Annotated in this window: 22 protein-coding genes; 18 read left to right on the top strand and 4 right to left on the bottom strand. The window is 58.8% G+C overall.

The window, feature by feature from the left end; translation table 11 throughout:
• Nucleotides 1-78: 78 nt before the first annotated feature.
• The 6 genes from CGZ77_RS03135 (at nucleotide 79) to argF (ending at nucleotide 9,676) form a co-directional block, all read left to right on the top strand.
• On the top strand, nucleotides 79-2,847 hold the full coding sequence (locus CGZ77_RS03135; protein ID WP_009425813.1) for a M16 family metallopeptidase: 2,769 nt from the start codon (nucleotides 79-81) through the stop codon (nucleotides 2,845-2,847).
• 235 nt (nucleotides 2,848-3,082) lie between these two features.
• A complete protein-coding gene (modB, locus tag CGZ77_RS03130; RefSeq protein WP_009425812.1) occupies nucleotides 3,083-3,760 on the top strand; it encodes a molybdate ABC transporter permease subunit in 678 nt (225 codons plus the stop codon).
• Nucleotides 3,753-4,439 (top strand): sulfate/molybdate ABC transporter ATP-binding protein, encoded by a 687-nt coding sequence (locus tag CGZ77_RS03125; protein ID WP_009425811.1) that lies wholly within the window; start codon nucleotides 3,753-3,755, stop codon nucleotides 4,437-4,439. The genes modB and CGZ77_RS03125 overlap by 8 nt, the downstream gene beginning before the upstream one ends.
• 207 nt (nucleotides 4,440-4,646) lie before the next feature.
• Nucleotides 4,647-6,857 carry a TonB-dependent siderophore receptor gene (locus CGZ77_RS03120; protein WP_036495879.1) on the top strand — a complete coding sequence of 737 codons (2,211 nt, stop codon included), beginning with the start codon at nucleotides 4,647-4,649 and terminating at the stop codon, nucleotides 6,855-6,857.
• A gap of 216 nt (nucleotides 6,858-7,073) precedes the next feature.
• Nucleotides 7,074-8,450 carry a hypothetical protein gene (locus tag CGZ77_RS03115; RefSeq protein WP_009425809.1) on the top strand — a complete coding sequence of 459 codons (1,377 nt, stop codon included), beginning with the start codon at nucleotides 7,074-7,076 and terminating at the stop codon, nucleotides 8,448-8,450.
• A gap of 230 nt (nucleotides 8,451-8,680) precedes the next feature.
• Nucleotides 8,681-9,676, top strand: a complete 996-nt coding sequence (gene argF / locus CGZ77_RS03110) for an ornithine carbamoyltransferase (protein WP_009425807.1) — start codon at nucleotides 8,681-8,683, stop codon at nucleotides 9,674-9,676.
• 247 nt (nucleotides 9,677-9,923) lie between these two features.
• Here the strand turns inward: argF and clpB are convergent, their stop codons facing one another.
• Nucleotides 9,924-12,506 (bottom strand): ATP-dependent chaperone ClpB, encoded by a 2,583-nt coding sequence (clpB, locus tag CGZ77_RS03105; RefSeq protein WP_009425805.1) that lies wholly within the window; start codon nucleotides 12,504-12,506, stop codon nucleotides 9,924-9,926.
• A gap of 337 nt (nucleotides 12,507-12,843) precedes the next feature.
• Between clpB and CGZ77_RS03100 the strand changes: the two genes are divergently transcribed.
• The 4 genes from CGZ77_RS03100 to CGZ77_RS03085 all read left to right on the top strand — a co-directional run bounded on the left by CGZ77_RS03100 (nucleotide 12,844) and on the right by CGZ77_RS03085 (nucleotide 16,420).
• A complete protein-coding gene (locus tag CGZ77_RS03100; protein WP_009425804.1) occupies nucleotides 12,844-13,290 on the top strand; it encodes a peroxiredoxin in 447 nt (148 codons plus the stop codon).
• A gap of 4 nt (nucleotides 13,291-13,294) precedes the next feature.
• Nucleotides 13,295-14,170 carry a site-specific tyrosine recombinase XerD gene (gene xerD, locus CGZ77_RS03095; protein ID WP_094030935.1) on the top strand — a complete coding sequence of 292 codons (876 nt, stop codon included), beginning with the start codon at nucleotides 13,295-13,297 and terminating at the stop codon, nucleotides 14,168-14,170.
• Nucleotides 14,171-14,452: 282 nt separating this feature from the next.
• Complete coding sequence (locus tag CGZ77_RS03090) at nucleotides 14,453-14,923, top strand: hemerythrin domain-containing protein (protein WP_009425801.1); 471 nt, start codon at nucleotides 14,453-14,455, stop codon at nucleotides 14,921-14,923.
• 48 nt (nucleotides 14,924-14,971) lie between these two features.
• On the top strand, nucleotides 14,972-16,420 hold the full coding sequence (locus CGZ77_RS03085; protein ID WP_009425800.1) for an NAD-dependent succinate-semialdehyde dehydrogenase: 1,449 nt from the start codon (nucleotides 14,972-14,974) through the stop codon (nucleotides 16,418-16,420).
• Nucleotides 16,421-16,528: 108 nt separating this feature from the next.
• Here CGZ77_RS03085 and CGZ77_RS11975 read toward each other — a convergent pair whose 3' ends face one another.
• On the bottom strand, nucleotides 16,529-16,732 hold the full coding sequence (locus CGZ77_RS11975; protein ID WP_157697508.1) for a hypothetical protein: 204 nt from the start codon (nucleotides 16,730-16,732) through the stop codon (nucleotides 16,529-16,531).
• An 82-nt stretch (nucleotides 16,733-16,814) separates the two neighbouring features.
• On the opposite strand from CGZ77_RS11975, the gene queC reads away from it, so the two are divergent.
• A complete protein-coding gene (gene queC / locus CGZ77_RS03080) occupies nucleotides 16,815-17,471 on the top strand; it encodes a 7-cyano-7-deazaguanine synthase QueC (RefSeq protein WP_009425798.1) in 657 nt (218 codons plus the stop codon).
• A gap of 680 nt (nucleotides 17,472-18,151) precedes the next feature.
• On the opposite strand, the gene CGZ77_RS03075 is transcribed toward queC, so the two are convergent.
• Both CGZ77_RS03075 and CGZ77_RS03070 read right to left on the bottom strand, forming a co-directional pair.
• The gene (locus tag CGZ77_RS03075; protein ID WP_094031209.1) at nucleotides 18,152-19,132 is read right to left on the bottom strand and encodes a phage portal protein; all 981 of its coding nucleotides are present in this window, start codon (nucleotides 19,130-19,132) and stop codon (nucleotides 18,152-18,154) included.
• A gap of 16 nt (nucleotides 19,133-19,148) precedes the next feature.
• Nucleotides 19,149-20,930 carry a terminase large subunit domain-containing protein gene (locus CGZ77_RS03070; protein WP_369830584.1) on the bottom strand — a complete coding sequence of 594 codons (1,782 nt, stop codon included), beginning with the start codon at nucleotides 20,928-20,930 and terminating at the stop codon, nucleotides 19,149-19,151.
• Between the two features lie 164 nt (nucleotides 20,931-21,094).
• Between CGZ77_RS03070 and CGZ77_RS03065 the strand changes: the two genes are divergently transcribed.
• The 7 genes from CGZ77_RS03065 (at nucleotide 21,095) to CGZ77_RS03035 (ending at nucleotide 25,287) form a co-directional block, all read left to right on the top strand.
• Complete coding sequence (locus CGZ77_RS03065; RefSeq protein ID WP_157697507.1) at nucleotides 21,095-22,000, top strand: GPO family capsid scaffolding protein; 906 nt, start codon at nucleotides 21,095-21,097, stop codon at nucleotides 21,998-22,000.
• A 40-nt stretch (nucleotides 22,001-22,040) separates the two neighbouring features.
• A complete protein-coding gene (locus tag CGZ77_RS03060; protein WP_094030932.1) occupies nucleotides 22,041-23,063 on the top strand; it encodes a phage major capsid protein, P2 family in 1,023 nt (340 codons plus the stop codon).
• Between the two features lie 48 nt (nucleotides 23,064-23,111).
• The gene (gpM, locus tag CGZ77_RS03055; RefSeq protein WP_094031208.1) at nucleotides 23,112-23,774 is read left to right on the top strand and encodes a phage terminase small subunit; all 663 of its coding nucleotides are present in this window, start codon (nucleotides 23,112-23,114) and stop codon (nucleotides 23,772-23,774) included.
• A 107-nt stretch (nucleotides 23,775-23,881) separates the two neighbouring features.
• A complete protein-coding gene (locus tag CGZ77_RS03050; RefSeq protein ID WP_157697505.1) occupies nucleotides 23,882-24,361 on the top strand; it encodes a head completion/stabilization protein in 480 nt (159 codons plus the stop codon).
• Entirely contained in the window at nucleotides 24,358-24,576 is a 219-nt protein-coding gene (locus CGZ77_RS03045) for a tail protein X (protein ID WP_094030930.1), read from the top strand. The genes CGZ77_RS03050 and CGZ77_RS03045 overlap by 4 nt, the downstream gene beginning before the upstream one ends.
• Before the next feature lie 7 nt (nucleotides 24,577-24,583).
• The gene (locus tag CGZ77_RS03040) at nucleotides 24,584-24,937 is read left to right on the top strand and encodes a putative holin (RefSeq protein WP_094030929.1); all 354 of its coding nucleotides are present in this window, start codon (nucleotides 24,584-24,586) and stop codon (nucleotides 24,935-24,937) included.
• Nucleotides 24,934-25,287, top strand: a complete 354-nt coding sequence (locus CGZ77_RS03035; protein ID WP_157697503.1) for a phage holin family protein — start codon at nucleotides 24,934-24,936, stop codon at nucleotides 25,285-25,287. The genes CGZ77_RS03040 and CGZ77_RS03035 overlap by 4 nt, the downstream gene beginning before the upstream one ends.
• Nucleotides 25,288-25,312: the final 25 nt, after the last annotated feature.

Here is a 25,312-nt window from a genome sequence, read left to right as displayed (position 1 = left end):
TCAACAAATACCGAGGCCGTCTGAATCCGTTTTCACCTTTCCCGCGCCGCAGGCCGGCCGCAACGAAACCTTATCCTTATGAACCCGTTTTCTCCCCGAATATTGGCGGCCGCCATCGTTATTGCCGCCGCCCCCTTTGCCCTTGCCGCCAACACCTACCACAGCGGCAGCCTGAAAAACGGCCTGCGCTACCATGTTTTAACCGTGCCCTCCGAACCCGGCCGCATTGATGTGCGTTTGCAGATGGAAGCGGGAGCGAGCGATGAAAACGGCACCAGCGAAATCGGCGTGGTGCATATGGTCGAACATATGGTGTTCCGCAGCGCGCCCGGCTTTCCCGACGGCGTGGGCGACACGCTGGCCGCACGCGGTTTCAAACGCGGCGCGCACTTTAATGCCGTAACCAACTACGAGCGCACGCTGTATATGTTCAGCCCGCCCAAAGGGCGCGAATCTTTGGAAGAAACTTTGGCCGCGCTGGCGGCAATGGTGTCGCCGCACGATTTTTCCGCCGCCGACTGGCAAAAAGAGCAGCAGGTCGTCATGGCCGAATGGCGCAACGGGCAGGGCGTGGCCGAGCGCATGAACCGCAAGCGCACCGACCTTATCCGCAGCGGCAGCCGTCAGGCGCGTTACGCCATCATCGGCACGAGCGGGAGCATCATGAACACGCCGGTGGCGGTGTTGCAGGATTTCCACCGCCGCTGGTATGTGCCCAACAATATGCAGCTGATGATTTCCGGCGACATCAAGCCGGCCGAAGCCGCCAAGTTGGCCGAACGCTATTTCGGCAGCCTGAAAGCCGCGCCGCTGTCCGACCGTGGCGGCCGTTATTACGAGCCTGAGCTGCAAAGCGGCTGGCACGTGGGCCAGTTGCAAGACAAAGACAGTGGCGGCAGCCAGGCCGCGCTGGTGTTCCGCCTCGGCGATGCCGCCAGCCGCAACCATCAAAGCTCGCAAGGCACGCGCGAGCGCTTAATCGACCGCTTTGCCGCCCGCATCCTTACCGACCGCCTGCGCGCCCAGCAAAGCGCCCTGCCCAAAGCCGTATCGAATGTGTCGCTGCGCAAGGCCGACATCGGCCGCCACACCACCGCCGTCGGCCTGTTTGCCGCCGTTGCGCCCGACGGCCACGCCGAGGGCATCAGCCAATTGTTGAAACTGCGCGAACAAATCCTGCGCGAGCCGGTAACGCAGGCGGAGTTTGCCGCCTACCGCCGCACGCTGGAAAAAACGCTGGCCGAACAGCGGCGCAAAACCACCTTGCCCGAGCCGTTTGGCGATGCGCTGCAAAGCGTGAGCGAAGCCGCATTTGCCGGCAAACCCGTGCGCACGAGCGCGCAAAGCGCCGCCATCGTCGCCCCCGTGTTGAACACGCTTACGCCGCAGGACATCAGCCGCCGCATCGAACGCTGGCTCAACGCCGGCGACAAACTGGTGCAGCTGCAAGCCCCCGGCCTGACGCCGCTGGCGCTGCCCGCTGCGGAGAACATCGCCGCCGAAGCAGGCCGTCTGAAAACCGCGCCGCTGCCCAAACTCGCGGCCAAAGCCGCCGCATCCACAGGGCAGTTTGCCGATGCGGGCGGGCAGGGCGAAATCAGCCGCGAAAGCCGCGAAGCCGATTTGCAACTCACCCGCTGGACGCTGGGCAACGGCGACAAAGTGCTGGTGCTGCAACACCCCTCGGCGGGCGGCAAAATCCATTTTCGCAGCATCAGCGGCGCCGGTTATCTCAGCGGCGGCCTAAACCCCTGGCAGGCGCAGCTGGCCGCGCAGGTGGTGTGGCAGTCTGCCCCGCAGGGCTGGGACAACGCGGGTCTCAACCGCTGGAAGCAGCAGCACAAAATCGCCCTCAGCCACAGTTTTCAGACGGCCTCTGCCCGCTACGAAGGCAGCGCACCGCACGGCGAAGCCGCCCGTCTGTTGCAGCTTTACCGCGCCTACCACACCACGCCGCAGGTGGGCGCAGATTTCCGCGACTCGGTGATGGCGATGATCCGCCAAATTCCGATGCGGGCTGCGTCCGAGCGCACCGCCGCTGCCGAAGCCGCCACCCGCCTGCGCTACGGCCGCGCCGCGTTTGAATTGCCCAATCAGGCAGAGCTTGAAGCTGTCGATGAAAACCTGTTGCTCGACCAATGGCAGCGCAGCGCCGCCGCACCTGCCACTCACTACATCCTCACCGACCGCCCCGCCGCCGAACTCAAGCCGCTGGTGCGCCGTTATCTGGCCGACATCCCGCGCCGCGCCGCCGCACCCGCACAAGCCCATCAGCCATTGGCAGGCGCCGCTGCCGAACACCGCGCCATCGGCGGCGAAGCCCGCAGCGACGTTTCCGCCTGGTCGTTTGCCGAAAGCACCTGGCAGCCTGAAACCGCCGCCCACATTGCCATGCTGCAAGACTTGGCCGCAGGCCGTCTGAAAACCGAGTTGCGCGACAAAGCGCTGGGCGTGTACAGCCTCAAATTCACTTCCACGCTCAACGGCGACAGCGGCCGCGTCGAAAGCGAACTGCGTTTCAGCAGCAGCCCCGAGCGCGCCGACGATTTGTGGCGGCTGGCCGAAACCACCCTGCAGGCTTTCCCCGACAGCATCAGCGACGCGCAGGCCGCCGCGCTCAAACAACGCTTTGCCGAACAAGAAACCCGCCGCCTGCAAAGTCACGACACCTACATCAACCGCCTTATCCTCAGCGAGCAGCACTACGGCGACGCCCGCTACCTGCGCAGCATGGACAAACTGGCCGGCAGCTTCACCGCCGAAAACCTGCGCCGCAGCGCCCGCCTGATGTGGCGGCCTGAAAACCGCCGCGTATTGGTGGTTGATCCGAAAGAGCAGGGGAGATAGGCCGTCTGAAACCGCAGCCCCGCCGCGTTTTTGGCTCCCTCTCCTGCGCCTCAAGCGCGGGGGAGGGTTGGGGAGGGGGGCAGTTCGCAGAACTGCTTTTACGCCGAAGTCCTGTAAAAGTTGCCGCAGCGGCGCAAGCCCCCACCCTAGCCCTTCCCCGCAAGTGGGAGAGGGAATAAGGTTTCAGACGGCCTGCAAAGCAGTCTAAACAATCCAAACTAACCGCACTTCAACCATGTCCTCATTCCAAGACACTTTCCCCGCGCTGTTTCTCTCGCTCAAAGTCGCCGGCTTTGCCACGCTGTTGAATCTGGTGCTCGGCATCGCCGTCAGCTGGATACTCGCGCGCAAACGCTTTATCGGCCGCAATTTTCTCGACACCGTACTCACCCTGCCGATGGTATTGCCGCCCACCGTGATGGGCTACTACCTGCTGGTCTTGTTCGGCCGCAACGGCACGCTCGGCCAATGGCTGCAACAGCATTTCGGCTTCAGCCTGATATTCACCTGGCAGGGCGCAGTGGTCGCCGCGATGGCCGTTACCTTTCCGCTGGTGCTCAAGCCCGCCCGCGCCGCTTTTGAAGAAGTCAGCCTGCAGCTCGAACAGGCCGCCCGCGTGCTCGGATTGTCGGAGCGCGCCATGTTTATGCGCGTTACCCTGCCGCTGGCTTGGCGCGGCATCCTTTCCGGCCTCTTACTCACCTTTGCCCGCGCGCTGGGCGAATTTGGCGCCACACTGATGATTGCCGGCAGCATCCCCGGCCAAACCCAAACCCTGTCCATCGCCGTCTATGAAGCTGTGCAGGCGGGCAACGACGACTTGGCCAACCGCCTTGTTTTGCTGATTTCCGCCGTCTGCATTGCCGTATTGTGGAGCGTAACCCGTTTGAACGGAGACAAAAAAAATGGCTGACCTCACTTTCGATTTCGCCTTTCAGACGACCTTAAACCACGGCAGCCACACCTTCACTCTCGACGTATCCTGCCAAACCGCCGCCCGCCGCCTCGCCATCCTCGGCCCCTCCGGCTCGGGCAAAAGCCTCACGCTCCAGCTTTTGGCCGGCCTGTTGCGCCCGCAAAGCGGCCATGTACGCATCGGCGGCCAAAGCTACGGCGACACCGCGCAAAACCTGTGGCTGCCGCCGCAAGAGCGCAGCGCCGGGCTGTTGTTTCAAGACTACGCCCTGTTTCCGCACCTTACCGTCGCCCAAAACATCGCCTTCGGCCTGCACCGCGGCCTGCGCACCCCAAGCCGCCGCCGCGCCCGCGCCGAAGCCGCCCCGTGGCTGGAAAAAATGCAGCTTGCCGCCATCGCCGACCACTACCCGCGCCAAATCTCCGGCGGCCAGCGCCAGCGCACCGCACTCGCCCGCACCTGCGCCGTGCGCCCCGACTGGCTCCTGCTCGACGAACCCTTCTCCGCCCTCGACACCCGCCTGCGCGCCCAAATGCGCGACAACATGGCCGCCCTCCAGCGCGAACTCGGCATCCCCCTGCTGCTCATCACCCACGACCCCGAAGACGCCGAAGCTCTCGCCGACGAAACCGCCGTTATCGACAACGGATATTTGCGGCACGGGGTTTTGCCATGATTTGAAGAAACCGAAAGCCGAAAAGGCCGTCTGAAAAATTTTCAGACGGCCTTTTCATTCTCTGTCGGCAAGCCCCAGACCAAATCCGCAACAATTCCGGTTAAGCTTTGTAAGTAAGCCCATGCTTTGTTTTAAGTTAAGGCCGTCTGAAAGATAATGCGCGCCGCTATCATTTTATTCTGCCGTATCAACCAAGAAAGACAAAATATGAAAACAAATCAGAGATTAGCCGTTTTGCCGCTGATGGTGGCGGCGGCTTTGGCCTGTGCCGACGACAATGCGGTGCAGGAACAGGAATCGGGCGGTTTGCAAGAAGTGACCGTGCGCGCCGATGCCAAGCGAGTCCGTGCCGCCAAGTCCTACTCCATCGCCAGCGACGGCGATTTGCGCGACCGCGTGAATTTGGGTCTGCTCGGCCGCGCCAATGCGTTTACCGCGCCGATTACCGTTGTCAACTACGATGAAAAAGTATTGGAAAACAATGCCTCCCGCACGCTGGTGGACACCATTGCCAAAACCGACGCATCAGTGATGCAGTTCGGCGGCGAAAGCAACACGCTGCAAGGGCTGTATGTGCGCGGTTTGCAGCTTGACGCCAAACAGTTCAGCATCAACGGCCTGCCCGGCCTCTATTCCTACTGGCATACTCCCACCGCCAACGTGGCCTCCGCGCAACTGATTAAAGGCGCGTCCAGCTCCACCACCGGCATGGATCCCGAGGGCGCGACCGGTTCTTCCGTCAACATCGAAACCAAAAAAGCGTCCGACGAGGGCAACCGCAAAATCGGCTTGGGCTGGTTCGGCAAAAGCCGCCCGCAGGCTTCATTTGATTTCGGACAGCGTTTCGGCGCGAATAAAGAATGGGGCGTACGCTTTGCCGGCAAATACCGCCACGGCAACACCCCGCGCCACGGCTATAAGGAAGACAACCAGGAATTCGGCCTGAACGCCGACTATCGCGGCGAAAAACTGCGCGTGGCCTACGACTTTATGTACAACCACCGCAACACCGAAGGCAGCCGCGCACGCTTCCAAGACATACAAAACTACGGCTTCGCCTTCCCCAAAGCACCCGACGGCAAAATCAATCTGGTGCCGAGCTGGCAGGAGCAGACCACCCGCACCGTTACCAACATGGCCACCTTCGAGTACGACACCGACTGGAACATGCAGCTCTCCGGCGGTATCGGCTATATGGAATCGAAATACGAAGGCGGCTTCACCCAGCTTCGGATGGTCAACCCGGCCACAGGCCAATACTCCGCAGCCGCCGCCACACCGTGGGACATCCGCTCGCGCACCACCAGCGGCACGCTCAAAGCACGCGGCGAATTCGACACCGGCCCCGTCGTACACAACTGGGCAGCCTCGTTCGACTATGTTTCCCGTTCGCGCGACCACAAAAGCGGCCCGCTCAACTACGGCGACCCATTGCGCGGCCATACAATTTACGCGCCCGATTTCTCCGGCCTCACCCCGCGCATCTCATCCGCCACCCGCCAAACCGTCGATATGAAGCAGACCACCCCGAGTATCGCCGTTTCCGACACTTTGGGCTTCAACAACAACACCATCCGCCTCACCCTCGGCGGACGCTACCAGTGGGTGAAACAGAACGACTACCGCACAGGCGACAAAAACAGCAAAAAACGCTTCGGCCCGATGCTGGCCGCCTCGTGGGTGCCCTCGCCGGATTTCGTGGTGTACGGCAACTACATGGAAGACCTTGAACCCGGCGAAGTGGACGAAGAGGGCAATGCTTCCAAACCCCGCGTCAGCAAACAAATCGAACTGGGCGTGCGCAAAAACTGGGGCGACATCGTCACCTCTGCGAACATCTACCAAATCACCCGCCCGGGCTACTGGCGCGGCAACACCACACGCAACACCGACTATGCCCGTCTCAAAGCCGCAGGCTTGGCAATGGCCGGCCAGGAACAAGGCAAAGAACGCTATCGCGGCTTGGAACTGAATGCCTATGCCAATCTGCTGAACAAAACCCTGCGCCCGAGTATCGGCATGAGCTTCATCCGCTCCGACCTGATCGATTTTCCCAAATGGGACGACATGCTTGTCGCGCGCGGCCATCAGGTAACCAGCCCCAAATTCATCGCCAAAGCAGGCGTGGAATGGGATACGCCGTTTGCCAAGGGGCTGACGCTCAACGCCAACGTCCAGCACTACGGCAAGTCGTATCAGGATGCAGAACGGAAATACCAACTGCCCTCCTACACACTGGTTGACGTCGGCGCGCGCTATAAAACCAAATTCGGCGGCAACACACTCACCGTCGGCACGGCAGTGGAAAACCTGTTCAACAAAAACTACTGGCAAATCCAGCGAGGCCGCTTCGACCGCAGCTTCGCCGTCGTCGGCATGCCGCGCACCTACTGGCTGAAAGCCGAATTGGAGTTCTAAGAGCTCCGTCCGCAGAGCGCAAGAGGCCGTCTGAAAACCCGAAAACGGATTTTCAGACGGCCTTTTCCTATACAGCGGCCTGCCCGCAACCCTTTCGGAAACGCCACTCCCGCGTCGGCGGAACGGTCTCACGCCGTGAAATGAAAAAAACGGTAAAGGCCGCGTTCTGCGCTACAATGCCGCCTGTCCATTTTCGTTTTCAGACGGCCTTTGACGATGAAAAAACTCTTCTTTTCCCTGCTGCTTCTGACCGTTGCCGCCGCCGTCCTGCTGTATGCCGTGCCACAGCACCTCATCCGACAGGAAACCGCCGCCGCGCAGGCGGATTTGGCTCTGCTTGCGGCAGCGCCCGAAACGCAGGGGAAAAACGGCATCGACGCCCTGTGGCTGCTGGCCTACCAAACCGAAAACGACGCCGAACGCACCGCCCTGATGAAAGAACACGGCGCGGCGGTGCAGAAACACGAAGCCGTCCCCGCCCTGTCCGGCCGCGCCCTGCCCCAACCCGAAAACGGCGAACTCAAATGCGGCAACAGCGGCCGCGAATGCCTGGCCGCCGTGCGCGAGAACACGGCGCAATACCGCGAAGCCGTGCGCAAATACGCCGCCCTGATCGGCAACATCGGCCGCCTGTCCGACTACGAAACTTTCGCCCAACGCGGCTGGCCGAACGACGAAGACAATTTGAGCACACTCCCCCTGCCGCCGATGCAGCACCTCTTTTACACCGCGCCCGCCGCCGCCCTCGACTGGACGCAAGGCCGCAACGGCGAAGCACTCGCCCAAACCTGCCGCGGCATCCGCACCGGCCGCGCCCTGCTCACAGGCCGCCCCGGCCTGCTGTTCCCGATGATAGGCGCTGCCCTGATCCGCCAAAACACCGGCCTGGCTGCCGCCATGCTGGCAGAACAGCCCGATTGGGCAAACCGTCTGCCGCAGGAATGCGGCGGCGTGTTCGCCGTGCTCGACGCGCAGGAGCAGAGTATCTGCCCCGCCGTGCGCGACGAATTCCGCTCCCTCGCCAATCTTTACCGCCTAATGGAAAAATCGCCGATGTCGGCTTCCCTGTCCGCCGCAGCCAATCTGGCTGAAACCGATTTGGCCGACGACGGCGGACACGGCGCCTTTTTGAAAAACCTGATGATGGTGCCGACGCTCAACGCCGCGCACGCCGCCGCCCGCAGCTCGGACTACTACGCGCCCGCCTGCCGCCCCGCTGCCGCCGATATTTTGGCGCAGGATCGGGCATTGGCATGGCCTGCGCCGACACACGGCGGCATCAAAGAAAAATGGGCGTGTCTGGCCGACGCGCAGGGCTGCGTCCTCGCCGACATCGGCACGCCCGACTTTTCGACCTACGCCCGCCGCATGCAGGACACCGCCATGCAGCAACGCGCCTTCCAAGCCGCCCTCGCCCTCCACCGCCTGCCTGCCGAACGCCGCCGCGCCGCGCTGGCCGAAACGCTGGCCGCGCATTCCACCCCGTCGCGCAAACTTGTCTGGCAGGAAGACACGCAGAGCATCGGCTTCGAGCGCTACGAGAAACGCACAAACCGCATCGCGGCGGAAGACATTCCCGTTGCCATCAAATAGGGGCTGTTGACAATTGGTTTGCGAAGCGGATTTTTTGTCGGGAAGCGGCAGATGCAAGGCGAAAACGCGAGCCAATACCGCCATTGGCTAGTGTTTCCAACGCGGCAGATGCCGTTTTACGGCGAAAAAGCCGCCGCAATACCAAATGCCAACAGCCCCGGGCTTTCAGACGGCCTTTTATGGCCTGAGGCCGTCTGAAAGCGCAGCCAAAACCACCAAAAGGAGACAATATGAAACTGCAACAGCAGCACTTTCTCAAACTCACCGACTACACGGCCGACGAAATCCACGCCCTGCTGGACTTGGCCGCCGAACTGAAAGCCGCCAAAAAAGCCGGACGCGAAGAACAGCGGCTGCGCGGCAAAAACATCGCCCTGATTTTTGAAAAAACCTCCACCCGCACCCGCTGCGCCTTTGAAGTGGCGGCACGCGACCAGGGCGCGGGCGTCACCTATCTCGAACCGGGCGGCAGCCAGATCGGCCACAAAGAAAGCATCCGCGACACCGCCCGCGTCCTCGGCCGCATGTTCGACGGCATCGAATACCGCGGCTACGGCCAAAACGTCGCCGAAGAGCTGGCGCGCTACGCGGGCGTGCCCGTGTTCAACGGCCTCACCGACGAATTCCACCCCACGCAAATCCTTGCCGACCTGCTCACCATGCGCGAACATTCCGCCAAACCCCTGCGGGAAACGGCCTATGCCTATGTCGGCGACGCGCGCTACAACATGGGCAATTCCCTGCTGCTCTGCGGCGCGCTGATGGGCATGGACGTCCGCATCGGCGCACCGAAAGCCCTGTGTCCGTCTGAAAACATCATCGCCGCCGCACAGGACTTGGCCGCGCAAAGCGGCGCGCGCCTGCTGCTGACGGAAGACCCGCAAGAAGCCGTTGCCGGCACCGATTTCGTCCACACCGACGTGTGGGTGAGCATGGGCGAGCCGAAAGAAATGTGGCAGGAGCGCATAGACCTGCTGCGCGGCTACCGCGTCACCTCCGAACTGATGGCCGCCTCGGGCAACCCGCAGGTGAAATTCATGCACTGCCTGCCCGCCTTCCACAACCGCGACACCAAAGTCGGCGAATGGATCTACGAAACCTTCGGCCTCGACGGCGTGGAAGTGACGGAAGAAGTGTTTGAAAGCCCGGCCAGCATCGTTTTCGACCAGGCGGAAAACCGTATGCACACCATCAAGGCCGTGCTGGTGGCGCTGCTCGACAAATAAGGCTGCGGCAGGTAAAAGGCCGTCTGAAAAACCCGATTCGGGGTTTCAGACGGCCTTAACTCTTTCAGACGGCCTCAACTCTTTCAGACGGCCTCAGCCTTTTCAGACGGCCTTATCGGATATGAGGCCGGGCGTGTCCATTCTTTGCGTAATATTTTGTGTTTCCTGATAAAAAGGCCGTCTGAAAACCCCAAATCGGGTTTTCAGACGGCCTTTTACCTGCTCATGCAGCCTGTTCAAGCTCCAATCAGCTTGCGCGGGCAAACTTCAGTTCGCCGCCGTCAGCCTGAACGTAAATCGTGCTTTCGGGCGGATAGCGGCCTTCGAGCAGGGCGCGGGCGAGCGGGTTTTCGATTTCCGACTGAATCGCGCGTTTGAGCGGGCGCGCGCCGTACACGGGATCGAAACCCGCTTGGGCGATTAAGTCGAGCGCGGCATCGTCCACATTCAGACGCAGGTTTTGCGCGGCCAGGCGTTTTTCCAAGCCTTTGAGCTGGATTTTGGCGATGCTGCGGATATTGGCCTGGTTCAAGCCGTGGAAGACCACCACTTCGTCGATGCGGTTGATCATTTCGGGGCGGAAATGCTCTTTTACGTCTTCCATCACCACTTCTTTCACCGCTTCGTAATCCTGCGTGCCCATCTGCTGGATGTGCTGGCTGCCGATGTTGGAAGTCATCACAATCACGGTGTTTTTGAAGTCCACCGTGCGGCCTTGCCCGTCGGTGAGGCGGCCGTCGTCGAGCACCTGCAAGAGGATGTTGAACACGTCGGGATGGGCTTTTTCCACTTCGTCGAGCAGGATCACGCTGTAAGGCTTGCGGCGTACCTGTTCGGTGAGGTAGCCGCCTTCTTCGTAGCCCACATATCCGGGCGGCGCGCCGATGAGGCGGGCGACGGCGTGTTTTTCCATGTATTCCGACATATCGATGCGGATAAGATGGTCTTCGCTGTCGAACAAAAAGCCTGCCAGCGCTTTGCACAACTCGGTTTTGCCCACGCCTGTCGGGCCTAAAAACAGGAAGCTGCCGTAGGGTTTGTTCGGGTCGGCCAAACCGGAGCGGCTGCGGCGGATGGCATCGGACACGGCGCGCACGGCTTCGTCTTGACCGACTACGCGTCGGTGCAATACTTCTTCCATTTTCAAAAGCTTGTCACGCTCGCCTTCCATCATTTTGGCCACGGGAATGCCGGTCATGCGGGAGACGATTTCGGCCACTTCATCCGCGCCCACTTCGGTGCGGAAAAGTTTGTTTTGTTTTTTGCCGTCGGGGTTGCTTTCCGCCGCCTGCAACTGCGCACCCAATTTCGGCAACTCGCCGTATTCGAGTTCGGACGCACGGGCGAAATCGCCTTGGCGTTTGGCCTGCTCGATTTTGAACTTGATTTCGTCGATCTGTTTTTTGATGTCGGCGGTGCTGCTGGACGCGGCTTTTTCCGCTTTCCAGATTTCGTCCAAATCGGCGTATTCTTTTTGCAGGCCATCGATTTCTTCGTCGATCAGCTCCAAGCGTTTTTTGCTGGCGTCGTCGCTTTCTTTTTCCACGTGCATCCGCTCCATTTTGAGCTGGATGATGCGGCGGTCGAGTTTGTCCATCTGCTCGGGTTTGGAATCGAGCTCCATTTTGATGCGGCTGGCGGCTTCGTCAATCAGATCAATTGCTTTGTCGGGCAGGAAGCGGTCGGTAATGTAGCGGTCGCTCAATTCTGCGGCGGCAACAATGGCGGGGTCGGTGATGTCGATGCCGTGGTGGATTTCGTAACGCTCCTGCAAACCGCGCAGGATGGCGATGGTGTCTTCCACGCTGGGTTCGCCCACCAACACTTTTTGGAAGCGGCGTTCGAGTGCCGCGTCTTTTTCGATGTACTGGCGGTATTCGTCGAGCGTGGTGGCGCCGATACAGTGCAACTCGCCGCGAGCCAGCGCAGGTTTGAGCATATTGCCCGCGTCCATTGCGCCGTCGGTTTTGCCCGCGCCGACAAGCGTGTGGATTTCATCGATGAAAATCAGGGTGTTGCCGTCGTCTTTCGCCAAGTCGTTCAACACGCCTTTCAAGCGTTCTTCAAATTCGCCGCGGTATTTCGCGCCGGCAATCAATGCTGCCAAATCCAAAACCAGCAGGCGTTTGTTGCGCAGAGATTCAGGCACTTCGCCGTTGACGATGCGCTGAGCCAAGCCTTCGACAATGGCGGTTTTACCCACACCCGGTTCGCCAATCAGTACGGGGTTGTTTTTGGTTCGGCGTTGCAGCACCTGAATTGCGCGGCGGATTTCGTCGTCGCGGCCGATAACGGGGTCAAGTTTGCCGTTGCGGGCGCGCTGGGTCAGGTCGAGCGTGTATTTTTTCAACGCATCGCGTTGGTCTTCGGCATTGGCATCATTCACGTTTTGTCCTCCTCGTACCGCGTCAATCGCGGCGTTGATATTTTGTTCGGTCGCACCGGCTTCTTTCAAGATTTTGCCGGTGGCGTCGTTTTGCTGCACCAGCGCGAGCAGGAATAATTCGCTGGCAATGTAGGCATCGCCGCGTTTGACGGCGGCTTTGTCCATTAAATTCAACACTGCCTGCAACTCGCGGCTGGGCATGATGTCGCCGCCCTGGCCGGACACTTTGGGCAGGCCGTTCAGATGGGCGGCCAGTTTTTGTTTCACCTGCGGCACGTTCACGCCCGCATGCGCCAAGAGCGCGGCCGCGCCGCTGTTTGCATCGTCGAGCAGGGCTTTGAGCACAAAACCCGCTTCCAGATAGCTGCTGTCGGCGGCCAGTGCGAGGCTTTGGCCTTCCTGCAAAGCCTGTTGGAATTTGGCGGTTAATTTGTCGAATCTCATTTAAGGTCTCCTGTATGCGGAATGATATTGTCGTCGCAAGCTATATAGGGCGCGCTGTGGATAAGTCAAGCGTTAAGATAGGTAAACTGTGGATAAGTAGGTTATCTGAGAACCTGTTCGGAATCTCTGTGCGAGACGTCTGTCGGTGCAGATTGGCTGCACGGCAAGGCGCAAAACGCAGGCAATAGCGGGACTATTGTCAAGTTTTGCAACGCAGCCGTGCGGTCAAGATGCGCCGGCAGAGGCCGTATCAGAGACTTTGAACAGGTTCTAAAAACTTGCCCGCCGCTTTCAGACGGCCTACCATCGCGCTTTTTCCGCAAGACAACACGACATCATGAAATACGACTTCACCCTCCCCTCCTCCTCCGGCCAAGACTTCCGCGCCGCCGACCATCTGCCGCTTATCCTCTATTTCTACCCCAAAGACAGCACCCCCGGCTGCACCACCGAAGGGCTGGAATTCAACGCCCGCCTGAGCGAATTTGCCGCGCTGGGCTACACCGTCGCCGGCATCTCGCGCGACGGCGTCAAATCGCACCAAAACTTCTGCGCCAAACAAGGCTTTGCCTTCGAGCTGTTGAGCGATGCCGACGAAACCGTCTGCCGCCTGTTTGACGTGATCAAACTGAAAAAGCTCTACGGCAAAGAGTCCTACGGCATCGAACGCAGCACCTTCGTACTCGACAAAAACGGCGACATCGCACACGAATGGCGCAAAGTCAAAGCCGCAGGACACGCCGCCGAAGTGCTCGCCGCCCTGCAAGACAAAGAGGCCGTCTGAAACCATGGCCAACCCCGTCGAAGAGCTGCTCGACCACCTCTGGCTGCAAGAACGGCTGAGCCAAAACACCCTCGACGCCTACCGCCGCGACCTCGCCAAAGTGTCCGCGCGGCTGGCGGAGCAGGGCTTGGACTGGTTTTCCGCACAAAGCAGCGACCTTGCCGCCGCCGTCTACCATCCCGACGAAAGCCCGCGCTCGCAAGCCCGCGCCCTGTCCGCCTGCAAACGCCTTTACGGCCGCCTGCTCGAAACAGGCCGTCTGAACGCCGACCCCGGCGAACACCTCACCTCACCCAAGCGCGAAAAAACCCTGCCGCCCCTGATCGGCGAAGCGCAAATCGACGCCCTACTCGCCGCCCCCGACACCGGCACACCCCACGGCCTGCGCGACAAAGCCCTGCTCGAACTCATCTACGCCACCGGATTGCGCGTCAGCGAAGCCGTCCGCCTGACGCTAAACGAAGCCGACCTGCAACGCGGCCTCGTCTCCACCCTCGGTAAAGGCGGCAAACAGCGCATCGTCCCCATGGGCGAAGAAGCCGTTTACTGGCTCGAACGCTATCTGGCCGAAGCCCGCCCACAACTGTTAAAAGACGCCCGCCGCGACGAAATCTTCGTCAGCCAGAAACGCGTCGGCATCAGCCGCCAGCTTGCCTGGATGATCGTCGAAAAACACGCCGCCGCCGCCGGCATCAGCCACCTCAGCCCGCACGGCCTGCGCCACGCCTTCGCCACCCACCTCGTTAACCACGGCGCCGATTTGCGCGTCGTGCAGCAGCTGCTCGGCCACGCCGACATCACCACCACCGAAATCTACACCCATGTCGCCGCCGAACGTCTGAAAACCATCGTCGACGAACACCACCCGCGTTCTTCATAGCAAGAGGCCGTCTGAAAGCGCAGCTTTGTTGTAGCCAAAACCATATTTCCCTTTTCAGACGGCCTCAAAGTGCAAAAAGGCCGTCTGAAAAGCCCGTTACTGCATTTTCAAAAACGTCATTCCCGAACAGGCGGGAACGGCCTCAAAGCAGCAAAAGGCCGTCTGAAATCCATACTCCTCTTTTCAGACGGCCTCATTTGCCCCCGTCTGCAAACATTCCTATAATCCGCAACTTTCCAACCAAGCCGCGCCACAAGCGGCAAAACCACAAGGACACCGACCATGACCGACCTCACCGTCTGGCAGAGCGCCCCGCTTAACGACATCACCGCCCACATCGTCCCCCGCTACCACGAAACCCACCGCAGCCAGCTTGCCGACATGATCGAACAGGGCGAACAGCTTGCCGAAAGCAACCCCGACTTCCCCGAAGACTTCGTCCCCCTCGTGCAGGCCATCCAAAACGAGCTGCTCAGCCACATGATGAAAGAAGAGCGCATCCTCTTCCCCATGATCGAAAACGGCGCGGGCAGCGGTGCGGCCATGCCCATCCGCATGATGATGCACGAACACGGCGACCACCAGGGCGCCATCGGCCAACTCGCCGCCGTCACCGGCAACTTCACCCCACCCGAAAACGCCTCCGAAGAATGGCGGCAGCTTTTCGCCCTCGCCAAACAGTTTGCCGACGACTTGGCCGACCACATCGAACTGGAAGACAACATCCTCTTCGCCCGCACCCTCGCCGCATAAACCCAAAAGGCCGTCTGAAAGCAGCCTACCAAACGAGAAAGGAAAACCATGTCCGCCGCCGATGCCCTGCTGAAAACCCAATGCCTGATAAACGGACAATGGCGCGACGCCGACAACGGCCGCACCATTGCCGTCACCAACCCCGCCAACGGCGCAACCATCGCCGCCGTGCCCGACATGGGCGCAGCCGAAGCCCTGGTGGCCGTTGCCGCCGCCCAAGCCGCGCAAAAAGACTGGGCGGCACGCCCCGCCGCCGAACGCAGCCGCATCCTGCGCCGCTGGTTCGACTTAATGACCGAACACCAAGACGCCCTCGCCGCCATCCTCACCGCCGAACAGGGCAAGCCGCTCTCCGAAGCCAAAGGCGAAACCGCCTACGGTGCATCCTATGTCGAATGGTATGCCGAAGAAGCCAAGCGCGTGTACGGCGACACCATCCCCGCCCTCAACGCAGGCCAGCGCATCACCGTTATCCGCCAGCCCGTCGGCGTGTGTGCCGCGATTACCCCGTGGAACTTCCCCAACGCCATGATCGCCCGCAAAGCCGCGCCCGCCCTGGCCGCAGGCTGCACCTTCATCGTCCGCCCCGCCTCGCAAACCCCGCTCTCCGCCCTCGCCCTGGCCGAATTGGCGCAACGTGCGGGCATACCCGCAGGCGTGTTCAACGTCATCACCGGCGATTCCCGCGCCATCGGCGGCGTGCTGACGGGCGATGCGCGCGTACGCAAATTCAGCTTCACCGGTTCGACCGAAACCGGCCGCAAACTGATGGCACAGTGCGCCGCCACCGTCAAAAAAGTATCGCTCGAACTCGGCGGCAACGCCCCCTTCATCGTCTTTGACGACGCCGACATCGACGCCGCCGTGCAGGGTGCAATCGCCGCCAAATTCCGCAACGCCGGACAAACCTGCGTCTGCGCCAACCGCTTCTACATCCAAAGCGGCGTCTACGACGAGTTCGCCGCCAAATTCGCCGCCGCCGCAGGCCGTCTGAAAACCGGCGACGGTATGCGGTCGGATACCGACATCGGCCCCCTGATCGACGAAGCTGCCGCCGCCAATGTCCGCCGCCTGCTCGACGACGCCGCCGGCAAAGGCGGCAGACTCCTGTGCGGCGGCCTTTCAGACGGCCTCTTCTTCCCGCCCGCCGTTATCGCCGACGCCGCGCCCGGCATGGCCGTGTCGCGCGAAGAAATCTTCGGCCCCCTCGCCCCGCTGTTCCGTTTCGAGCACGAAGAAGAAGCCGTGCGCCTGGCCAACGACACCGAATACGGCCTGGCCGCCTATGTCTACACCCGCGACGCCGCCCGCCTCGTGCGCGTGTCCGAAGCCCTCGAATACGGCATGGTCGCCGCCAACACCGGCATGCTCTCCAACGCCTCCGCCCCCTTCGGCGGCGTGAAACAGTCGGGCATCGGCCGCGAAGGCTCGCGCTACGGTTTGGACGAATATCTGGAAATGAAATACATCGTTGCGGGCGGCATAGAAGCGGTTTGAAAACCTGTGAGGCCGTCTGAAAGCACAGCTTCGGCGCAGCCAAAATCATGAGGCCGTCTGAAGAACTACCAAAACAGTTTTTCAGACGGCCTCAAACCTGTGCAAAGCCTATTCGCCCTGCTCCCCTTCTTTTTTCACTGCCGGAGCAGGCCCCAAGCCGAGCCGTTTTTCGTAATCCGACAACTCCTTGTGATCCTTCTCTTCCATGCCGAAAGCACTCGCGTTCACCCATACCACCAACACGGCCACCACAATGGAGCACGCCGACATAATCGCCCAAAACATATTTTTCCTCTTTTGATTGTGTGTCAAACCAACCGCGCATTCTACGCCGATAAGCTCCCGCCGCCAAACCCGCTATAATCCGCCGCTTCCCAACACCGACACCGTTTCCATGAACCCGAAAAAAGCCCTCGTGATTTTCTCCGGCGGACAAGATTCCGCCACCTGCCTTTTTCAAGCCATCGACACCTACGGCCGTGAAAACGTTGAAACCATCACTTTCAAATACGGCCAGCGCCACGCCGTCGAACTCGAACGCGCACAATGGATCGCGCAGGATTCGGGTGTCAAACAAACCGTACTCGATTTGAGCCTGATGCAGCAGATTACGCACAACGCGCTGATGGACGACACCGCCGAAATTCAGACGGCCGAAAGCGGCGTACCCAATACATTCGTCGACGGCCGCAACGCGCTCTTTCTACTCTACGCCGCGATTTACGCCAAAGGGCAGGGCATACGCCACATCATCGCAGGCGTGTGCGAAACCGATTTTTCCGGCTATCCCGACTGCCGCGACGTATTCGTCAAGTCCATGAACGTAACCCTCAATCTGGCGATGGATTACGACTTCCAAATCCACACACCGCTGATGTACCTCACCAAAGCGCAAACGTGGGCATTGGCCGACCGCCTCGGCCGCCTCGACTATATCCGCGAACACACCCACACCTGCTACAACGGCATCATCGGCGGATGCCACCAATGCCCAAGCTGTGTTTTGCGCGAACGCGGGCTGGCGGAATATCTGGCAGAGAAAGAAACCTGAACCGGACAAAAGCCAAAACGACAGACTGCTTCACAGAAAGGATTTTGAAGGCTGCGGGCAAGCGGCGGCAGGTAAACAACTGCCGCGCTTAAACCGAAGCAAAAAAGAACCAACGTATCACGAAAGACAATGTTAGACATAAAAAAACAGCCCGAAAAATCGGGCTGTTTTTTATGTTGGTGCCGACAGCGTGCAGTGTCGGCATCTTGCATTTAGCGGGACATAAGCGGTTTTATGCGTATAAACAAGATACTTGCATAAGTTCCACTGACCGCTGAAATGCACTTAAAGGGATATAAGCGGCCTTAATGTTACTAATCTGTGGTACAAAATCGGTACGAAATCAGGTTGTGCGCATGTGATTCGGGCGTGTTGGGGTGTGTCTGTCGGCGGAGTTTTTGATTAGACGTGCGGGATGCCTGACCTGCCTCCGCGCGCACTCCCTCCCGCCCCCGCAGCCTTTGTAAAAAAACGTTAATTTTATGCAGTCGAACGCGGGCGGTAAAGCTATATCCGGCAAGGGTTGCGGCTTATTTTTATATAGGCATTTTTTATGCGTTTTTATGCACGGTTACGCATTTTTATGCTGTGTTATGCAGCGGAAAAATTGGCGGTTTGTGGAGGTGTAAAAAAATCCTGCCACAAGGGCAGGATAAGGCCGTCTGAAACGGATTTCGGGGCTATTTTTTGTCAGTTTCCGGCTCGATTCGGTATGGCTCGAAGCGGAAAATCTCCAGCCCGAGCCGGTCGTTAATGTCCAGAAAGGTTTGTTGCAGCGGCTCAACCTCATTTTTAGCAAACACCTTGGCAACAGTTGCCGCGTCGCCCAGCCCTCCCGTGTTTTTCGGGACAATGCCCATCAGTGCGGGCGGCACTCGGTGGATTGCCAGCATATCTTCAGCACTGACCTGCTTAATATTTAAAAATTCGTCTTTGGCGGCTACCTCGGCGATGGGGATTAGCTTAATGCCGTCAGGATTTCCGCCCGGTGAGCGGAGTAAAACATTTTTAAAATTGCCGTCGCCTTTGGATTGTCTCAGTTGCTGTTTGACCTTAGTCCAGCCCTCCTCATCGATTTGGCTGTCGGTGGCGTACAAAATAAAGCCGGCATGTGATCCGTTTTTGTAATAACGCACCCTGAACTTGGTTGCGGCGGCGTTAAGGTCGGCGGAATCAATGGCGGACAAGTAATACGGCAGGCCGTACACCTCCTGTTGTAGATTTGGTTGCATTAGGTGGATAACATCGCGGCCGTCTAAAATTTCGTAGTTTGTGCCTAAAAAATCATCGCGAAGATAAACAAAATCGCGCAGATTGGATGCCCGTCGCATATAAAGTGCAAGCCGACTTTGCAGGCTGACGGGCTTGCCGTAGGCGTTGCGCTGTATCTCTAAGTATCCGTTACCAAGCACTAAGTAATTATCGGCCAGTTTTTCAAACTCCGCGCGGGACAGTAGCGGTGTCGGCTGAAAAGTTACCTTCAAAATGTTGATTTTCATCTGCAATGCGCTGGCATGGTGCAGGCCGTTTTTCCGTAAACGCAGCAAGTCCATCCACGAGACGGGCGGCTCAAAATAGCGGCCGTTATCCATGCACCCCACGAAGTCGAGAAGGCTGTGTTCGCCCGCCAGCTCGTTAAAACTAAAAATCTCAATATCCATAATTTCCAATCCAATCTTAATAAATATCGACGCTGCCCCGTCCGCTGAGCTTGCCGTCCAATGGTTCTTGATAAAACACCTGCAATGCCGCCCATGCCGTATCTGCATGGCTTAATTCGGCGGTGCGGCCGCTGGCATAGGTTACGTTTTTGCCGCCCGCCGTCGCTACGGTTCGGATGCTCATAAAGGCGGCCGTGATGTCTTTGTGCGAAAGCTCCCACTCTACGCGCCCTGCCCTCATGAGCGCGTGCATCTTGTTTACCATCAGGTATTTTTCAGGTAGCGAATACACCACACCGGTAACGGTGGGAAAGAATCCTTGTACCAACTGAAAAACCGCCGCGCCCAATCCCGTTTTGTCGATAACGATTTTTTCGACGTTATACTGCTCAAAAGTTTTGCGAATGAAATCGGCCTGTGCCTGAAAATCGTTGCCGTGCAGCATGTGCCGGTCAATGATGCGGAATTTGTCGCCAAAGAATCGCGGCGGCAATACCACCACCAATGCAGCCGCATCGCCCGCGTCTGCCGGGTCATAACCGATCCACACGGGCAGATTGCCGACCGGACGGGCGGCGGTCGGTTTGTAAAAGTCCTCCCATTCCTCCCACGAATCAACCGCGCATTTTTGCAGGTCATCAAACTTAAAGACCGTATCGCCTGCCTCGACAAACTCGCACATAAACAACTGGCGAAACTCGGCGGGCGAGTTTTCCAGCAGCAGTTGTTTGCGGTCAAAAAGATTACAGCCGCCGCGCTCAGCGTCGTCCAGTGTAACGATGTGGCGGAATTGGCCGTCTTCACACAACCGCCCGCCGCTGAGGGCGGCGTGGGAAATGTCCAAAGAGATATGCTCCGACTTCGGCCGCCCCTCATTAAATCGCTGCCCGTTCCAGAAGCTGTAAGCGGGGTGCGAGGTGGACGACGGCGTGGAAAAATAAGTAATGCGGTATTGTTTTTGCGCCGCCATTGGCTTCGCTAATCGCGTCAATTCTTTGAAATCGGGGATCCAGAAATATTCGTCCACATATAAATCGCCATGCCGACCCTGCGCCGTTCGGCTGTTCGTGCCGAGAAAATAGAGCGTCGCCGCGTTTTGCAGTCGGATTGCATCGCCTTTGAGCTCGACGTCAACGGCTTCGGCCAAATCGACGATGTACTGCTTAAACTGAAACGCCTGGGCGCGGGAAGCGGATAAAAAAATCTGATTGTTTCCGCTGGTTAGTGCCTTAATCAAGGATTCGCGGGCAAAGAAAAATGTCGCGCCGATTTGGCGGCTTTTGAGCAGGTTGCGGAAGCGGGCATCCAGTCCCAGCCAAAACCGCTGATAGTCAAAAAGCTGCTCGTGGAAAATCTGCGTTGCCCGGGTAATCTGCTCGTCGGAGAAGAAATTCGGTTTCGCTTTTTTCGTGCCGCGCGTCTTATTCCTGCGGGTTGGTTCCTGAGCAGGCAGGCCGTCTGAAACATCGGGCATAGCGTTGCCGAAATCTGCCCTTTCGACTTCGGCCGATTTCCTCGCCTGCCCGCCGGTCAGTGCGTACAGGTTTTTAATTTCCTTGTAGTCCGCGTCCGACTTCGACGGTTTGTTAATCAGCAGATGCAGGCGCGTTTCCGCACTGGCAGCGACGCGCTGCATCGGACTGCCACCGTCCCAGTTGTCGCGGTTTTTCCACGAATAGACGACGGTCGGCTTGATATTCAGATGGCGGGCAATGTCGATGATGCGCCAGCCCTGCCAGTAAAGTTGCCGAGCGGAGACCCTCGGGTCGAGATTCGGCGGGGGCGCAGTATGCAAAATCAGTCTTGTCATATCTCAAAACGCAAACCTAAAAGCCCCGTATATCCCCTATTTAGGCGGATTTAAACCGCTGCCGCTTGTAAAACCCGCCCATAAAACCCGCCGCCGTTTACCCTCTTGCGCCCACTTGTAAGAATAGGGCGTGATTTTTAATGGGGCGGGAAATGCCGGATAAAAACAGCAAAAACAAAGTGACCGACTGGCGCATCATCGGCGTCAGCGGCGATACAGTAGACGGCCGACAAATCAGCGCGGACGACTTAAAGCAAATGGCGGAGAGCTACGACCCTGCCGTTTATGGTGCACGCATCAATTTGGAGCACTGCTATTTCACATTCCCGGGCTGGGCGGGCGGCTATGGCGACGTACTCGAACTAAAAGCGGAGCCGTGGCACAAAGACGAGAGCAAAACCGCCCTACTCGCGCGTTTGAGCGTGCTACCGAACCTGCAAGAGCTGTGGGACGGCGGTGAAAAAATCTATACCAGCATGGAAATCGCATCGGATTTTGCCAAAAGCGGCAGGGCCTATCTGGTCGGGTTGGCGATTACCGACAGCCCTGCCAGTTTGGGTACGACGGCAAATTTCAGCGTTGCCGCAGCACAGGCGGATAAGGGCAAAACCTTTACGCCATACCATCTAACCGAAACCAACGAAAGAACCATCATGACGATTGCAGCAGATAAAAGCGCGGCGGCAGCCGACAAGCCATTAACTGCCGAAGCGGCGGAAGGCATTTTTTCCCGCCTGTTAGCCAAATTTACCAAAGCAGAAGAAACGCCTGTCGATAACAAAGACGATGCGACCGCCCAGGCAGCAGATGAAAAAGCCGACGGAAAACAGCCGGGCAAAACCGAACAGGACGAAGGCGGCAAATACGCCGCGCAGTTGACGCAGGCTGCCGAACTGTTGGAAAAATTTGCCGAAAAACTTTCTGACCAACAGGAAAAAATTAAAGAGCTTGAGGGTAAAGTCGCTGCCTTTGAGAAACAGCTCGAAACCGTCGCTTTTACCGGCAATCGCGCGCCGCATACCGGCGCGGGTGAAGGTACGGCCACCGCAGGTTGGTAACACCCGCTTATCCCGAACACACACATATTGAGGAAAAAACATGCAACGCAAAAAACTATCTGCGGCCATCGCCGCCATGTACGCCGCCGTCGCGCAGGCGAACAACCTGCGCCCCGAACAGGTGCGCGAAGACTTTAGCGTCGCCCCTGCCGCCGTACAGCGGATGTACGACGAAATCTCCAAATCAAGCGAGCTGCTGAAGCAAATCAACATCAGCGGCAAAGTGGAAAAAGTCGGCGACGTTATCGGCCTGTCTACCGGCTTGATCGGCAGCAATACCGATACCTCGGACGACAACACCGAGCGCAAGCCGCGTTCGATCCACAGTCTGAGCAAACGCACCTATAAGCTGGAAAAAACCAACTTCGACGTGCGCCTGCGTTATGACGAGATTGACCAGTGGGCACATGTCACCTCCGATTTTCCCGCTCGCATCAACCGCAAAATCGCCGAATCCATCGCCATCAGTCTGATTACCGTCGGCATGAACGGCACGTCCCGCGCCGCCAACAGTAACTTTACCCAAAACCAGCTGCTGCAAGACGTGGCGAAAGGCTGGCTGCAAAAAATGCGCGAAGAAAACGCCGCGCGCGTGCTGGGTAAAACTAACGAAAAGGTCAAATACGGCCCGGGCGCAACCGAGTATAAAAATTTAGACGCCGTTGTTACCGATGTACTTAACGAGTTGATGGACGAGCGTTTTGCCGACCGCAGCGACTTTGTCGTGTTGGCCTCCCGCCGTACCGTCGGCGATAAGTACCTGCGTGTCGTCAATGCCTCCGGCGACAAGGCGACCGAACTGGAAGCGGGCGGCCGTCTGAGCGAAAAACGCACTTTGGGCGGCCTACCAGTGATGTATGTGCCGAATATGCCTGCAAATACCCTGCTGATTACGCCGCTGTCCAACTTGAGTATTTATTACCAAGTGTCGGGCGAACGCCGCCACATCAAAGACGTGCCGGAAAAAGACCAGATTGAGTGCTACCAGTCCAAAAACATCGACTTTATCGTCGAAGAGTACGGCGCGGCGGCATTGGTTGAGTATCTCGAGTACACCGCCTAACAGAAAGAGGCCGTCTGAAAAATTTTCAGGCGGCCTATGGGGAAAAATATGAGTTACGCAAGACGCCACTTCGAAAAAACCACTGCCGAAATTGCCGCCGCCGAAGCGGGTGGCGCGGATTTGGGCAGTCTTAGCGCGTACCAACGCCTGTTAAAAAACCTGCATGACGACAAGGTTTTGCTCAAATCCGTCAGCAGCATTGCCGACAAGGTGCATATTAAAAAGCAGGCATTGCCGGCCTATCAGGAGTGGATAGACGGCATCACTGCCGCTGGCACCGTGCAAGCCGACGACAGAGTCGCCGCCACCGTCATCGTGTGGATGATTGACTGCGGCTTATTGGATGAGGCAATGCCGCTGGCCGACGTGCTGATACACAGCGGCCTTGAATCCGCCGACGAATACAGCCGCTCAATGCCCGAAATCATCGTCGAGCAGATGGCCGACCAAATCGAATCCGGCTCGGAAATCAGCGCGGAAAACCTGAAAACGCTGATTGAGTGGGCGACGGCGAAAAAAGAAGACGGCCTGCACGAAATCAATCTGGCCGACGTCATCCGCGCCAAACTGTTGAAGGCGGCGGGGGAAAAGGCAGAGGCGGCAGACGACAACGAAACCGCGCTCAACCTGTACCGCCAAGCTGTCGGCTACAACGATAAGGCGGGCGTAAAAAAACGAATTGAGGCACTGGAAAAGCAGCTTGTCTCCTAACCTCTCCCCCCGATGCGGCAGGTGGCGGCAGGTCATGAAGGAAAGTTTCCGTGCTGCCCATGCCCTCGCCGACACCATGCCGCATCACCTATTCTGACGGGCGAAGCATGACCGGATTTAATTTCAACACTGCGCCGCAGTCTGTGCAGTCTGCGGGCTGGGAAACGATAGACAGCGGCAGCTTTTGGCCTGTCGTCAATCTCAACGATATGCGCCAAGCCATGCGTATAGACGCAGGCGTTACGTCCGAGCGGTTGTTTGATGCCGCCGCATCGGCGGTCAGCAAGGTAAACCGAAACCTTGCCGAGCTGAGGAAACGCGCCCAAGCCGAAGGCAAGGCGGACTTGTCGCAGTTGTCGGACGAAAAAATAAACGGCGTGGCCTTGCCGGTAATGCGCTACCGCCGCGCGGTGTACTGCTTCACCGCCGCGCTCATCCTTGAAACGTACTCCGACACGGCGGCAACGGGCAAAGTGGCCGACCGGGCGGATGCCAAGCAGCAGCAGGCGGATGATTTTAGGCGCGAAGGGCATTATGCCGTCGCCGACTTAATCGGCCGCGCCCACACGGACAGCGAGCTGATATGAATACCGAGACCGTCATCAGTCGGGAAGGCGACACCATCAGCAGCATTGCCTACGAATACTACGGCAGCAGTGCGGAACAGGTGGAGCGGATATTGGCGCGCAATCCGGGGCTGTCGCAACAGCCTGCCGTCTTGCCTGCGGGCGTATCCATCGTCATGCCGCCGCCCGGAGAAGAAAAAACCGAAACCGTGAAAACGGTCAACCTATGGGACTGAAAACGTCATGACCCAAGACAAAACAACCACTGCCATCAATACGGCCGTCATTGTTATCGGCAGTTACCACGTCCATGCCTCCGTCGCCTTCGGCGCACTGATTGGCGCGTCGCTGTTTGTGTTGAGCCAAAAGGCCGCTCGGCCGATAAACAAGGCTTGGCTGTTTGCGGTGTCCTTTGTCGGCGGCATTTTTGGCTACGACGGAGTGGAAGAGCTGATTAACTGGCTTGTGCCGGGCGAGGCCCTGCGCATTAACAGTTTTACGGCCGCTGCCCTATTCTCGGCAGGTTTGGTGCTGGGATTGCAGCGCGTTATGCGCCTGATCGAAAAAGGCCGTCTGAAAGAGGAGGTGCCCGAATGAATGCCGTCCAAACCGCCGCCGTTATCGCCCTGTCGCTGACTGCCGCCGTCCGCATCATCATGTTTGATGCGCGGGGCAAGACCCACAAACCGCTGAGCGCGTGCATCGCTTATTTGTCCATCGTTTGGCTGTGCAGCCTTGCGCTGTCGGCCGCCTTCGCAATGCAAAACCTGACCTGCTGGCTGCTGATCTTCGGCCTCGCCCTCCATACGGGTGCGGTTTTGTGGAGCGGCGGCAACGTCAGCAAAATCCATCCGCGAAAAATACGCCCCGAAGCAAAGGGGAGGGCGGCGTCCGAAAACCATTTCAGACGGCCTCGCGGCAATTTTAGGGGCGCGGAAAAACATTAAGCGTCCGCCGGCACACACAAAAAAA

Source organism: Neisseria sp. KEM232 (genome assembly GCF_002237445.1).
Taxonomy (GTDB): domain Bacteria; phylum Pseudomonadota; class Gammaproteobacteria; order Burkholderiales; family Neisseriaceae; genus Neisseria.
The sequence above is the reverse complement of the archived record's forward strand: the minus strand, read 5'-3'. Positions and strand labels throughout refer to the sequence as shown.

Excerpts from the sequence above, each read along its gene's own strand:
- CGZ77_RS03060 (WP_094030932.1), top strand. The coding sequence starts at position 22,041 with ATGCAACGCAAAAAACTATCTGCGGCCATCGCCGCCATGTACGCCGCC.
- CGZ77_RS03125 (WP_009425811.1), top strand. The coding sequence starts at position 3,753 with ATGGCTGACCTCACTTTCGATTTCGCCTTTCAGACGACCTTAAACCAC.
- CGZ77_RS03040 (WP_094030929.1), top strand. The coding sequence starts at position 24,584 with ATGACCCAAGACAAAACAACCACTGCCATCAATACGGCCGTCATTGTT.
- gpM (WP_094031208.1), top strand. The coding sequence starts at position 23,112 with ATGAGTTACGCAAGACGCCACTTCGAAAAAACCACTGCCGAAATTGCC.
- CGZ77_RS03065 (WP_157697507.1), top strand. The coding sequence starts at position 21,095 with ATGCCGGATAAAAACAGCAAAAACAAAGTGACCGACTGGCGCATCATC.
- CGZ77_RS03045 (WP_094030930.1), top strand. The coding sequence starts at position 24,358 with ATGAATACCGAGACCGTCATCAGTCGGGAAGGCGACACCATCAGCAGC.
- argF (WP_009425807.1), top strand. The coding sequence starts at position 8,681 with ATGAAACTGCAACAGCAGCACTTTCTCAAACTCACCGACTACACGGCC.
- CGZ77_RS03135 (WP_009425813.1), top strand. The coding sequence starts at position 79 with ATGAACCCGTTTTCTCCCCGAATATTGGCGGCCGCCATCGTTATTGCC.
- CGZ77_RS03115 (WP_009425809.1), top strand. The coding sequence starts at position 7,074 with ATGAAAAAACTCTTCTTTTCCCTGCTGCTTCTGACCGTTGCCGCCGCC.
- queC (WP_009425798.1), top strand. The coding sequence starts at position 16,815 with ATGAACCCGAAAAAAGCCCTCGTGATTTTCTCCGGCGGACAAGATTCC.
- xerD (WP_094030935.1), top strand. The coding sequence starts at position 13,295 with ATGGCCAACCCCGTCGAAGAGCTGCTCGACCACCTCTGGCTGCAAGAA.
- CGZ77_RS03050 (WP_157697505.1), top strand. The coding sequence starts at position 23,882 with ATGACCGGATTTAATTTCAACACTGCGCCGCAGTCTGTGCAGTCTGCG.
- CGZ77_RS03085 (WP_009425800.1), top strand. The coding sequence starts at position 14,972 with ATGTCCGCCGCCGATGCCCTGCTGAAAACCCAATGCCTGATAAACGGA.
- CGZ77_RS03075 (WP_094031209.1), bottom strand. The coding sequence starts at position 19,132 with ATGGATATTGAGATTTTTAGTTTTAACGAGCTGGCGGGCGAACACAGC.
- clpB (WP_009425805.1), bottom strand. The coding sequence starts at position 12,506 with ATGAGATTCGACAAATTAACCGCCAAATTCCAACAGGCTTTGCAGGAA.
- CGZ77_RS03090 (WP_009425801.1), top strand. The coding sequence starts at position 14,453 with ATGACCGACCTCACCGTCTGGCAGAGCGCCCCGCTTAACGACATCACC.
- CGZ77_RS03035 (WP_157697503.1), top strand. The coding sequence starts at position 24,934 with ATGAATGCCGTCCAAACCGCCGCCGTTATCGCCCTGTCGCTGACTGCC.
- CGZ77_RS03120 (WP_036495879.1), top strand. The coding sequence starts at position 4,647 with ATGAAAACAAATCAGAGATTAGCCGTTTTGCCGCTGATGGTGGCGGCG.
- CGZ77_RS03100 (WP_009425804.1), top strand. The coding sequence starts at position 12,844 with ATGAAATACGACTTCACCCTCCCCTCCTCCTCCGGCCAAGACTTCCGC.
- modB (WP_009425812.1), top strand. The coding sequence starts at position 3,083 with ATGTCCTCATTCCAAGACACTTTCCCCGCGCTGTTTCTCTCGCTCAAA.